Below are 12,313 nucleotides of genomic sequence, written 5' to 3' on the forward strand. Positions count from 1 at the left end.
CACGGAGACACGGAGGCACGGAGAACAGCCATTTAACGGTAAGAACATCCAAGCTCTGCCTCGGTGTACGAATTCGGTAAACCGAAGAGGCTCCGATTCGCAATCCTCGGCTGTTCTCCGTGCCTCCGTGTCTCCGTGGTGAAAATGACACTTACCCAGACCGCCCGTGGCCCTGATCTTCCATCCTGGTTCTCGCATTCACGTGCGCGGTGATCTCATTCCGGACTTCCCACAGTTCCTTGTAGAGAACATGTTCCTGGCGCTGCCGGAGAATGTCCACCGGGCGGCCGGTGGTGCCCAGAACATCCCCACCGATAATGCGATGAGCGAGCTTCATGTGATGGAAGCGGAAAAGCTGAACGCGTTCGTCGAAGTCGAGTAACTTTTCGGCAACCTCATGTAGTGCCAGGAACTCGTCACAACGCCTATACAGTTGTTCAACACTAATCCCAGCGCCGTCGAGCTGATCGAAGAATGCTTGTCCCAATCTGGGAGCAAGGTGCAGAAGAGAGAGAAAGCCAGGAGAATCTAATCCGCTGCCATGTCCAAGCCCGGCACGGATGATGTGATACTCGTACGGCGTGAGCGTCTCCAGGACATGCAGAAGATCGATGGCGCGATCGAGCATGCGAAACGATCGATCGAGCAACTTCACCCCGCGCGTGTGATCTCCTTCGGCAATGGCCGCACGCGCCCGCTCCAATTCATTCGCAGTTCCCTTCAGCAGCAATTCCGATGCCTGATGAACGATCTGGAACATCAGTTCGTCAGGATGCGATCGCTGCTCCGGTGGTTTTTGAAGTGCGAGCAGTTCTTCGGTCCGCAGATATCGCTCGTAATCTGTAGCCGCTGTACCGGGCAGAATCGGCTCAGTCATCTCGCGATTTTGTGGAATCAGTGGCTGGTGTTTGGGAGACTTCCGCTTCTGCTGCTTCTCACTCAATCGACGATCTCTCCATCGCGCATGTGGATCGTGCGATCGCCGACGGCCGCGGCCTCGGGATTGTGAGTAATCATCAGCACAGTTTGCCCGAGTTCCTGGTTCGACTGCCGCAGCATGTTCAGCACTACATTGGAATTCTTGGTATCGAGGTTGCCGGTAGGCTCGTCTGCCAGAATGAGTGCTGGGTGATTGATAAGCGCCCGTGCCAAAGCCACGCGCTGCTGCTCGCCGCCGGAGAGTTCGCTCGGACGATGATGGAGACGTCCCTTCAGGCCAAGCAGCTCGACGATCTTGTCGAAGTACTCGCGATTCATGTCACCGTTCTTGCCGGCAATCTCATGCGCGATGGCGATGTTCGTCATGGCATCGAGCGTTGGCAGCAGATTGAACTTCTGAAAAACGAAGCCGATACGGCTCTTGCGGAGCGCTGTGCGCTTCGCGTCGGAGAGTTGGGCGAAATCGACGTTGTCGATCAGTACACGACCGCTCGTGGCTCTCGTGAGGCCGCCGAGAATATAGAAGAGTGTGGACTTGCCGCTTCCAGAGGGGCCTACAATGCTGACGAACTCACCGCGCTCTACGCTGAAGGTGACACTGCGAAGCGCCGGCACGTCCACCTTTCCTACGTGATAGACCTTGCTGACGTTCTCTGCCTGAATGATGTGCGGCATGCAAACTTTCAGTCTACACGAGGAGAGAGAGACAAAGACGCAGCATGCTGCGTCTCTAGCGAAACCCCTGGACTGTAACTTTTGAATGCCGAGTGGATGAGATCAACTAGCGGCTGCTTGATTACCAGAATTCGTGCCAGCTCCGACGAACTCGTGCGTCAGAGTCTTCTTCGGCCCTCGCTTCTTCACCAGCATAATGCGAATTCTCTCCAGCAAATCCATTGGAGGGTACGAGCCTTTAGGCAGAAAAACATCTGCGCATGTTCCCTTTTCGTACATTTTCACTTTGCCACTGAAAAGGATCATCGGCGTTTCCGGTGCGAGTTCTTTGAGAACGCGGATGACTTCCGCGCCATCCATCTCCGGCATAACTAGATCGGTCAGCACGAGATCTATTGCTCCTGAATTCTGAAACATCTCAATGGCTTCGCGGCCACCGCTCGCGGTCAACACGCGATAACCGCGCGTTTCGAGCATGAATTTTCGAATGGAGAGGGACTGTTCGTTGTCGTCGATGCAGAGGATAACTTTCTTCGGTCGCATGAATACCTGTGCGTTTCCACTCCGCGCAATGCGGAGAGCAGCGGAAGGTCAGTCGCGGAACCGGAACGGCGCGGCAAATGGACCCGATGAAGGCGCAGCATCAATCTTGAGATGCGCGACGCTCAGCTCACATTCGCGGCGACCGAACCCGTGTTCAGGACGGCCTGCCTGTTCTAGATTTTCTTTTCGAAAGGGCGAACGTTTCGTAAGAAACGTTTTTGCATCCTACGGCTGAGTGACCGCTCGTGTAAAGTGCCTTAGGCGCTAATCGAGAATTTTTTTTGGCAAGAAAATAATCGGAAAAAATTACTCAAAAATTGCCGGGAAAGTGAGAGCTGCACCACGATGCTACCTAGATCCAAATTTCTCCTCGGGCGACTTCCACACAATATCCACCGACGTGCACATTGACCACCTTGTCACCGGACTTTTCTGCGCGCACATAAATGCGACTCGGACGGTGCACTTCGATTCCCTGCTCGATGATAGCTGTCTCTCCGCGCTCAATGACTCCGTGCGCTGCCATCCACGCAGCGCAACATCCCGCAGCAGAGCCGGTAGCCGGATCGTCGCCGTTATAAAAGGGCATGCGCGCGTGCAGCTTTGACTGCGGATCCACTGTCTCAGCCGTGACGAAGTAGAAAAACTTTCCATCGCTACGTTCAAGGTACTCGGCCAAGTTACTCCACGGCCCAGCCTTGCGGATCGCTTGCAATGAAATAACCGGCACGATGATGAAGGGAAGACCGGTCGAGAATGTCTGCACCGGAAGATGCGGTGTTATTTCATCGAGCGCGAGACCGGCAGCGCGTGCGACTTCTTCTTTGTTGTGTACCAGGCCTGCTTCAGCATCGCGTTGCCGCATCTCGCCAAAAGATTTCCCGGGGTCTTCCTCGCGAAAGCGCACGGGAATTTTTCCAACTTTCAGATCGAGCCAGATCTCCTTGCTTCCGCCGAAACGATGCAAATAGTAAGCGGTACCCAAGGTTGGGTGCCCGGCGAACGGAAGCTCCTCCTGAACAGTGAAAATACGTACTCGGGTCCCCTCTCGGCGCTCTTCCTCAGCCTCGCGAGGCAGAATGAAGGTCGTCTCAGCAAGATTCATCTCGCGCGCAAGCGCCTGCATCTGCTCGGTCGAGAGTCCGCGAGCGTCGGTAAAGATCGCGAGCTGATTCCCTTCCAGTGGACGATCGGTGAAGACATCCATCAAGACGTACGGCAGGCGACGACGAGTGGCGCTGATCATGACAGTCATGGTAAACGCAGGTCGATGCGCGGGTAGGGCTTCAGCTTTGCGGTATAGCCGCTTTCGGCTGTGCCACACATCTGAAAACCGTGTACTCTGGCCCTCAACGGAGAGAAATTGCCCAATATTGGTGAATCGCGCTACAATCTGCGGAATCGAAGTATGAGAATGAGCTTCCTAGTCCGGCCCGGCACTTGTTGTTGTCAGCCCATGTGGCTTAATTGCTGACCGGGAAACTCGCGCAAGTTTTCTGAACCCACCCGGCAGCGCCAGGTGGGTTTTTCATTTTCAAGTGAATTGAGGAGATTTTATGAGTACAGAGACGACTGTTTCCCGAATCCCAAGAATCAACGAGCCCGCTCCCGACATTAGCGGCAAGTCTACTCACGGTATGATTCGCCTAACTGACTACACCTCGAAGGGGAAATGGGTAATGCTGTTTTCCCATCCCGCCGATTTCACGCCAGTGTGCACCACCGAGTTCGTTGAATTCGGACGCCGTCACGCCGACTTCGAACGGCTCAATGTGCAACCGGTCGGCGTTGCCGTGGACAGTATCTACGCGCACATCGCGTGGGTGCGCAATATCGAAGACAACTTCAAAGTAAAAATTCAGTTCCCAGTGATCGCGGACTTGGATCAGAAAGTTGCACAAGCGTTCGGCATGGTGCACGAAGCTGTCAGCGATACCGCCACGGTACGCGCAGTCTTCTTCATCGATCCGAAGAACACGATCCGCGCTCTCCTTTACTATCCACTGAACCTGGGCCGCAACGTGGATGAACTCCTACGGGTGTTTGAGGCACTGCAGACGGCGGACCAGAATGCCTGTGCCTTACCGGCGAATTGGAAGCCGGGGGAGGCCGTGATCGTTCCCGCGCCGATCACTCAAGCTGACGCAGAGAAGCGCGTGCAATCCAACGGCAACGGAGTCGATGTCACCGACTGGTATTTCACCAAGAAGAAGCTGGCGGCAGCAGCAGCAGACTAGCTGTAGCCAATTGCCTATCGCTTATTGCTTACTGCTGGTTTTCAAGCACCGGTCGCCAAGTGGCTAAGGCACGAGCCTGCAAAGCTCGCATCGCCGGTTCAACTCCGGCCCGGTGCTCCAGAATTTAGGCTCAGTAGAGACGCAGCGTGCTGCGTCTCTTTTTTTCTATGTGAAAGAGCCCTGCGGCAGTTGCCAAAAGCACCTGTTATGTTTGAAGCACGGAAGCGAATGGGATCCGGTGATCCTCCCGGTCTTCAAAACCGGCGCTTGTCAGGCTCGACCTGGCAGGGGTGTGTTCGACTCGCACACGCTTCCGCCATTTTCATTCGCAGCGCAGCGCTACCATGGGATCCACCTGCACCGCCCGATGAGCTGGTAAAAACGCGGCTAACAGCGCAACAACTAACAGCAAAAATGCACTGAGAACAAACACACGAGCATCGTGAGTGGATACCCCGTAGATCATGCCCTTGATCAGGCGAGAAGCACTCCAGGCCAGAATGATTCCCGCTCCTACCCCGAGGCTCACGAGTCGCGCTGTTTCTCCAAGTATCAGACGCAGAATATTGCTCCGATCAGCTCCCAGCGCCATGCGAATCCCGATCTCTCCGGTGCGCTTCGTCACTGCATACGCGAGTACGCCGTAGAGGCCGATCGCGGACAGTGCTAACGCCAGCAATCCAAAGAAGCTGGAGAAGATCGCCATAAGACGAGGACGTGAGAGACTGCGATCGAGCTGGCCGGTCATCGTGCCTACATCAAACAGAGGCAGACTGGGATCGATTCTGCGCACTATCGCTCGCAGCTCGCTTGCCGCGCGCGCAGGATTCTCGGCCGTCCGGATCAGTAGAGTTTGTTCTGAGCTGAAGTCGGTGCCTGGAATCTGAAGCGCCGGAGCAAAGATAGCCTCCTGGTGTTCGTCGTTCACATCGAAGTAGTGAGCGTTGCGTACTAGTCCCACAATTTCTGCTGCGTTTTTCTCAGTCCCAGAACGATCCTTGAATATCGAAGATAACAGGACCTTTTGTCCGATTGGATCTTTTTCCGCGAAGAAGTGCTTCGCCATGGCCTCGTTCACGATCACTGCAAGCGGAGCGCTCTCGTCATCTCGCTCTGTGAAGTCGCGGCCCGCAACCAGTGGCATTCGCATGGTTTCGAAGTAGAGTGGTCCTACGTCGTACTCAAGCGTCCAGGAGTTCGTCAGATCCTCTCCGGCCTGAGGCACATAACCCTGAACCTTCGCATTCGAAAGATGCGCGCGCCCGCTCAGCAGCCTATTGTTCATCAAGCTCACCGAGCTCACGGAAGGAAGCGTCTTGAGCTCCTGAAGCATTCGGAGGTAAGCCGCTTTAGCTTGCTTGCTGTCGAACCCGGCCAAATGCGGATCGACAGTGGCCATCAACAGATTCTCACGACTGAATCCAAGATCGATCTCGTAGAGGTTGCGCAGCGTTGCGAGAAACAAACCTGAGCCCACAACCAGGGCCAGCGAAAGTGCAAGCTGCGCGGCCACAAGAAATCGCCCGAACGGTAACCGGGCCGAGTGCTGAGTGGATTGAGAGCTCTTTAGCACCTCATTCGGATCCACCCCCGTCGCTCGCAGCGCCGGAACCACGCCGAAGAGAAGCGCATTCAGAACACAAACCACAGCGAGGAATGCGAGCATGCGGAAATCCCACGGCATTGTAAGTCCGGACGTTCGCGCGGCTGAGCCCGCCCCAAGCTGCAGCGTAACCCCGCGGGCAAAGACAGCAAACACTATTCCGACCACGCATCCGAAGATTGAGAGAATCAGGCTTTCAGTCAGCCGTTGACGAACGATCCGTCTGCGACTTGACCCCAGACTCAGCCGAATTGCGACTTCCTTTTGGCGCACGCTCGCCTTTGCCATCAGCAAGGCTGCGATGTTCGCGCACGCAATTAGCATCACCAGCGCCACAACTCCCATGAGAATGCGCAACGGCTCAGAAAAGCGCTGCCTCAGGAAGCTGGAACCTCGCGCCCCCGGCTCGAATTCAATGAAGCGCTTACCCAGCGATTCCTGCTGAGCTGCCCCGAGCTTTGTCGCGGACAATTCAGTATTGCGAAAGATCACCGTCAGTTCAGCGGCAGCCTTACTCTTTAAACTACCTGTCTTGATCCGCGCCAGAATTTGGCCAGGCGAATTCTCCGGATGCGGAAAGCCTGCGGCCGCCGACCCAGCCGCGACCTGAGTATGGATGATCGTCGGCATCATCAAATCGGCACGCTCGTCGATCGAGAGGCCGTCGAATCCAGGCGGAAGCACACCGACAATCACGAATGGAATGGTATTGGCCGTAACTCGCCGGCCAATCACGCCGGGATCGCGCCCGAATCTTCGTTCCCAATAGCCGTCGCTGATCATCGCTGCCCATCCGCCATCCGCGCCTGCGTTTCGCGAATCGTCGGTGGGAAGAATCGTTCTCCCTATTTGGGCCGAAACGCCCAACAACTGGAAGTAGTTGCCGGAAACGAAGTCCCCCGACGCCAACTCGGCGCGCCCGTCCACAGCAACGTTGAGCCGGCTCTCTTTTTGCGAAGAGGCAACGCCCTCGATCTGCGTAGCCTGCCGCAGCATCTCCTCGACGTCCCGATTCAGGATCGTGGTTGACACTTCAAAATTGCCAACCTTCACGCGGTTTGTCCGCACGAATACCAGTTGCTGCGGATCTCTTACCGGTATGGAACTCAGCAGAACGGAATCGATCAAGCTGAAGATCGCAGTATTCGCTCCAATGCCCAGAGCGAGAGAAAGGACAGCCACGAGGGTAAATGCCGGAGTCTTGCGCAAGGAACGCAATGCGTAACGAACATCCTGGATGGTGGTTTGAATCCAGTGCATGCCGCTAGATTAGCTCGCGCCACGCCTCAGGTCGATATATTTGCCGCGGCCGACGTAAGCTGCTATTTCCATTCCAGACCGCAATTGCCACACTTGCGGTTGGGCAGAAGCGCGACTCTGGCGTTTAGATCCAACGCGCATTTCGGACAATAACTTAGCACCCTTGCAACTCCTTCGCGCACCCGCCTCGCGCAGCGTTTGCAATCGTGCTCAGGATTGAAGGTGTCGCCCTTCTTCCATCGTGACCCTCGGGCCTTCACTCCGCAAACCGTGCGACCTTCCGCTCCCATCAGGTGGGAAGTAATCTTGCCCGGCAATGCATAGCGAATGACAGACAATCCTGCTCGACTCAGTCTTGTGCCCACACGAGCCACAATGCACCCGTATCCTTTCCGCGCCAATCCCACAAAGGTTACATAGCGCCGGTGCTTCGTTCCCAAATTGGAGCTTAAGAGGTCGCTAATCATCGCAATGCGAGGGCCAGAAGGCAAGGACAAAAAACGGCGGGGGCGAAGAGAGGCGGAAGATGGCGTTACCGACTCAGGTATCATAGAGTCATGTCAATGAAACAAAGGTGCCCAGCCTGCAAAGGCCGCCGCACCGACGGCAACGGTAGAACCTGCCAGCTGTGTCAAGGCAGTGGCGAAATCGAGTCCAGCGCAACCCTTAGCAACGCCCCCAAGATCGGCCCAGTGCGAGCCAAGCCCCCTTCCCAGTAAGCCCTTCAGCAGCAGCAGCTTGAGCTCCTGGTTATCTCAATCGGCGCTCTTCAGCCACGCCTCGTAATCGGACCGTCGATTTCTGAACCTTGTCAGGGAGTACCGCAGGCTCGCCACTCCGGCGACCCTGGTTCAAACGGCATCAAGGCCGACTGAACGGTCGATGCTCGCTTAGTCTTTCCGGATCGATTACGTTCCACATTGTGGTATAGCCCTCCTGATCCGGCAGATATTGGAATGAGAGCGCTGCGGGTCACGAGAGAAGTAGCGGGCAGGGAGGACTGTGCAGCACGCTTGCAGCGAACGACCCCAAGCCGCTATACCGTGAACTGTTGGCCCCGTGCATCCCGAGGGCGATTAGGTCTATCTTGTGGTCAGCAACAAGTTTCTGAAGATGTTCGGCAGTGCCCTGCGCGATCTGGGTTCCTGCTATGGGAATTCCTGTGAGCATCTCAGACCGCACCAATCTAGCCATTGCAACGTTTGCGTTCTCAACCAAGTCGTTGATACCCCGAATAATTGAGTCGCAGGGAATGGATTTGTATGCCTCCGGCGTAATTAGATGAGCTATGTAAAGCTCAACTCCACAACTCCGAACCAGTGCGCTCAACAATGGAAGGGCCGTGAGAGAGGGCTCCGAGAAATCGGTCGCCAAGAGCACACGTTTGAGCCCCGGCCGTAAAGGAGTACTCTCCGCCACCTTGCACCGCTTCGTCTGTTCCAAATCCCTAGCAGAAGCCACACTGATCTCTGAAACACTGCACGGTTCAGTTCGCCATGGTGACGTCAAACTCTGCGCCATCGGGTTTCCTCCGGGTTTGCGCCACGGAGTTCGCTTATTCGCGAGTAGGTGAGTGTGAGTTCCTCCGCTATGAACTGGGAGAACGCGATCCCTGCCGATGGGAATCGCCGCACGGCATCCAGAAAAGCCGTCTTGGGGACGAAGGCGGAGTGAACTTCGGTTAGCGCTTGGGCAGTGAGCGAAACTGACGAGCCCAACATCACATCGTTTACTCCGAGCATGGTTGGAGAACTCAGCTCGCGGGAGTGAATGCTTTGTGCTTTCGGACCGTCGCTTGCAAGAGAAAGGCGTACCAGGCCAGAAACGATCAGGAATATGCCCTGGCTCACCTCTCCCTCACATTGAAGAAAATCAGCCGGGGAGTAGCAGCGGGCTCCATGAGCAGACCAAAGCGACTCAACTACCGGCTGCGGAAGGTCAGGAACGATTCTCAGAAGTATGTCTGCGAAGTACTGAGGGTCGAATCTGTGAGCGCTACCGCTCGTCATGACGGGAATAGTAGGGACTTCAGGCGAGGAAAACTGTGATGTTGATCACTTAGCCTGGTGATATTGAACGCAAGCCGGAGGGATTCTATTGTTCCAACATCGCGCGCAAAGCCGGCACGTCGCGCAGAACGACTGTAGACCCCTTCGTCGAGATCAGTTGCTTGCGGCGGAAGTCGGAAAACAGCCGGGTGACAGTTTCTCGCGAAGATCCAATCATCTGGGCGATCTCTTCGTGAGTAAGCGACAACGTAATTCTCACGTCCTTGTCCCCGCGCTTCAATGCTGGTGCTGCCCAATTCAGCAACATGCGAGCCAGCTTTTCGCCTGACGAGGCCGACAATCCGAGGCAGCGAATCTCTTCGTATGCCCCGGAACAATTCAGGCTGAGTTGCTGCGCCACATGCATGCTTGCTTCGCCGTGTTCCGCGAGAAACTTAAGAAAGTCCGCTTTGGGAAAGAAGTTCACCTGAGCGGGCTCGAGAAGTTCTACCGTCGCTTCGTAGGGCCGATTCGCAATCGTGGAGGTAAGACCGAGCACCTCACCAGCTTGAGCGATCCGGAGAATGATGGTCCGACCTTCCGCCGACGAGGTATACAGCTTGGCCTTCCCCTTGCAGAGGATGAAAGCTCCCCGCGAGTCCTGGCCTTCCACAAAGAGCATGGCACCCTTCGGATAGGTGGAGGTCGACTTTATGCGTTGCAAAGCAGCAATGCTCTCGGCGGGAAGATTGCAGAACAGGCGTTCTTCGCGCACGGGACAAGTCGTGCAGTTGTCCATGATTTCGAGCCCGTAGGGAGAGCGCATAGTCAGCTCCTGCTGGAACACAAATCAAGTCTAGGCTCGTGCCAAACACCGGTATGTGACCTGCGTCACAATCCTTGCAACTTGATCTCGTGGAATCTGTGCAGCAATGCTAACACCTGCGATCTTCCGAGGCTCTAGTGCTTTTCACATATGGATAATCGAGCCTAAGCGTAACGAAAGGCATGGAAAACGCGAGAGTCCCAGAATTGCCAGGGAATCCCGCGTTTGTGCGGACCGCGCGCTCGCTCACTGTCCGCGTGCAGTTAGCTTGCAACCGGCGCTGTTGTCTGCGCTGTGATGCAGGTCACAAGATCGCCGAGGCTGTCGTCCCCTGCTCCCGATCTTCTCTCAGACCCTGCTTTCATAGAGAGCTCCGGTCAACGGAGGCACATTCAGATGTTCGACTTCTCCGTCACTACCGACTTTCATTTCCCGCGCGCAGCGAGCGCACAGCCAGAAGCACTCGATCTGTGTGCCCGGCGGAGCGCCAAATGCTCCTGCGTCTCCCGCCCAATATTCGTCGGTCGAATGCTTTCGCACGGTGAAGAGTGCGCCCTGGTGCATGTATTTCATGCGCGCAGAACATCGCGGATTGGCGCATTTCGAAACCATCTGACTCCTCGCAGTCTCTATTGCGCAACAGATTGTGTTATGCGGCGGTGATCCTCGTCACCGAACACTGTGGAGGCCGTCACATCCAAATGGTCACCATGATGAGAGTCTGCCGTTGAGAGGAGTACTCCCCATGTCACTTACTCTGAGCAAACCGACTCGCATTGCCATCAAAAACATTCTTCTCGCTACAGACTTTTCTCCGCTTTCAACCAGGGCAATGGATTATGCGCTGTCATTCGCCCGAAGATATGACTCAACGGTGATTGCGGCTCATGTGATTAGTCCAGCACTCTACGCAACACCGTCCACCGCCGTGATGTATAGCGCGCTGGATCCGCTTCCATACCTGGACAGCGTGCGCCGGGAACTCAAACATCGCCTCGATGAACTGGTAGTTGCCGCAGAAGAGAGCGGCGTGAAATGCATCCCAGCGCTGGTTGAGGGTGGGATCGCAGAGCAGCTGCGGTACATCGCAGAGGAACGCGATATCGATTTGATCGTAATTGGCACGCACGGCGCGGAGCGATGGAATCGGCTCGTGATGGGTTCCGTTGCGGAATCAGTCGCACACAACGCGCAGTGTCCTGTGCTGACGATTGGACCGAGGGTGTTTCGCCGGCCCACTTTCGAAGCAACGCTCAAGCACATCCTTTACGCGACGGACTTCAGCGCCGACGCCGCTCACGCCGCCCCGTATGCACTGTCGCTCGCTCAGGAGTACGGCGCAAAGATCACGCTCACGCATGTCGTGCCTTTTGAAGTTCGCACACACTCCGATCGTGACCTGGTGTTGAGCTCTTTCAAGAAAGAACTCGAAAAGCTGGTTCCGGACGATGCTCGTGACTGGTGCGAGCCGGAATTTGCCCTGGAGTACGGCGGCAGCAGCGAGGCCATTGTGGAACTGGCAGAGGAGCGTGGCGCGGACCTCATCGTGATGGGCACGCGCAAGTCGAATGCAGGAGTGCTGACGTACTTCAAGTCTGGAGTCGCCTATCACGTGATGTGCCGCGCTGAATGTCCCGTGCTCACCGTGACCGGTGAAAAGGAATACAGGGGCTGAGAAAGGTCGATCCGCATCACGAAGCTAACGAAGCAAATAGCTCACTGACGAAAGAAAGGTAGGCCCGGTATGTTGAACCATCAGCAAGATCTGGCGAAGGTATTAGAGACAGAGCTGCGCTTTTTGGATAATGGCGGATACCGCAATCCAGATATGTGGCGCCCACAATTCATCTTTCTGGATTCGCCCACCTGCATGCATTCCGCTGGATCCGGCAGGCCCGAGGCGTGCACCGATTGTCCGCTGATTGGATTCGTTCCCAGAGCGCGACGAAGCGCACCCGTTCCTTGTCATCACATTCCGCTTACGAGAGAGGGCTTTACGGTAGACAGTTTGTCACGCTGGGGAACTCAGGAAGAGTTGGAAAACGCGTTGCGAGACTGGCTGCTGGAAAAGCTTGAGGCCATAACCGGGATCGATCGCAGCGAGCACGAGCAAAACGCGTTGCGGGGCTGGCTGCTGGAAAAGCTTGAGGCCATAAGCGGGAACGATCGGAGCGAGCACGAGCAATCTCCAGAAATAGAGGCCCTTTGCAACCGTATGGCCGGTTAGCAGTGCTTCTCTCAA

At 55.9% G+C, this 12,313-nt stretch carries 11 protein-coding genes and 2 tRNA genes; 5 read left to right on the top strand and 8 right to left on the bottom strand.

Annotated elements, in window-relative coordinates; all coding sequences use genetic code 11:
* Positions 1-151: 151 nt before the first annotated feature.
* The 4 genes from VNX88_08450 to VNX88_08465 form a co-directional block, all read right to left on the bottom strand.
* Positions 152-943 (bottom strand): tryptophan 2,3-dioxygenase family protein, encoded by a 792-nt coding sequence (locus VNX88_08450; GenBank protein HWY68682.1) that lies wholly within the window; start codon positions 941-943, stop codon positions 152-154.
* Positions 940-1,614: an ABC transporter ATP-binding protein gene (locus VNX88_08455; protein ID HWY68683.1), complete on the bottom strand. Its 675-nt coding sequence runs from the start codon at positions 1,612-1,614 to the stop codon at positions 940-942. Before VNX88_08455 ends, VNX88_08450 begins: the two co-directional genes overlap by 4 nt.
* A gap of 102 nt (positions 1,615-1,716) precedes the next feature.
* Entirely contained in the window at positions 1,717-2,157 is a 441-nt protein-coding gene (locus VNX88_08460) for a response regulator (GenBank protein ID HWY68684.1), read from the bottom strand.
* Between the two features lie 352 nt (positions 2,158-2,509).
* On the bottom strand, positions 2,510-3,412 hold the full coding sequence (locus VNX88_08465; GenBank protein HWY68685.1) for a PhzF family phenazine biosynthesis protein: 903 nt from the start codon (positions 3,410-3,412) through the stop codon (positions 2,510-2,512).
* 301 nt (positions 3,413-3,713) lie between these two features.
* Between VNX88_08465 and VNX88_08470 the strand changes: the two genes are divergently transcribed.
* The 3 genes from VNX88_08470 to VNX88_08480 all read left to right on the top strand — a co-directional run bounded on the left by VNX88_08470 (position 3,714) and on the right by VNX88_08480 (position 4,713).
* Positions 3,714-4,394, top strand: coding sequence for a peroxiredoxin (locus tag VNX88_08470; GenBank protein ID HWY68686.1), 681 nt, complete (start codon positions 3,714-3,716; stop codon positions 4,392-4,394).
* A gap of 45 nt (positions 4,395-4,439) precedes the next feature.
* Positions 4,440-4,514 (top strand) — tRNA-Cys (locus VNX88_08475).
* 100 nt (positions 4,515-4,614) lie between these two features.
* Positions 4,615-4,713: transfer RNA gene (locus VNX88_08480), tRNA-Sec, on the top strand.
* A gap of 3 nt (positions 4,714-4,716) precedes the next feature.
* Here the strand turns inward: VNX88_08480 and VNX88_08485 are convergent.
* The 4 genes from VNX88_08485 to VNX88_08500 all read right to left on the bottom strand — a co-directional run bounded on the left by VNX88_08485 (position 4,717) and on the right by VNX88_08500 (position 10,683).
* Positions 4,717-7,257 (bottom strand): ABC transporter permease, encoded by a 2,541-nt coding sequence (locus tag VNX88_08485; GenBank protein ID HWY68687.1) that lies wholly within the window; start codon positions 7,255-7,257, stop codon positions 4,717-4,719.
* Positions 7,258-8,762: 1,505 nt separating this feature from the next.
* Positions 8,763-9,266 carry a cyclic nucleotide-binding domain-containing protein gene (locus VNX88_08490; protein HWY68688.1) on the bottom strand — a complete coding sequence of 168 codons (504 nt, stop codon included), beginning with the start codon at positions 9,264-9,266 and terminating at the stop codon, positions 8,763-8,765.
* Between the two features lie 85 nt (positions 9,267-9,351).
* Positions 9,352-10,071, bottom strand: a complete 720-nt coding sequence (locus VNX88_08495; protein ID HWY68689.1) for a Crp/Fnr family transcriptional regulator — start codon at positions 10,069-10,071, stop codon at positions 9,352-9,354.
* Between the two features lie 348 nt (positions 10,072-10,419).
* Positions 10,420-10,683: a hypothetical protein gene (locus VNX88_08500; protein ID HWY68690.1), complete on the bottom strand. Its 264-nt coding sequence runs from the start codon at positions 10,681-10,683 to the stop codon at positions 10,420-10,422.
* 133 nt (positions 10,684-10,816) lie between these two features.
* Here VNX88_08500 and VNX88_08505 point away from each other — a divergent pair, with 133 nt between their 5' ends.
* Both VNX88_08505 and VNX88_08510 read left to right on the top strand, forming a co-directional pair.
* The gene (locus VNX88_08505; GenBank protein ID HWY68691.1) at positions 10,817-11,746 is read left to right on the top strand and encodes a universal stress protein; all 930 of its coding nucleotides are present in this window, start codon (positions 10,817-10,819) and stop codon (positions 11,744-11,746) included.
* Between the two features lie 69 nt (positions 11,747-11,815).
* Positions 11,816-12,298, top strand: a complete 483-nt coding sequence (locus VNX88_08510; GenBank protein HWY68692.1) for a hypothetical protein — start codon at positions 11,816-11,818, stop codon at positions 12,296-12,298.
* The last annotated feature ends 15 nt before the right edge of the window (positions 12,299-12,313 follow it).

Source organism: Terriglobales bacterium (assembly GCA_035567895.1).
Lineage (GTDB): Bacteria > Acidobacteriota > Terriglobia > Terriglobales > Acidobacteriaceae > Gp1-AA112.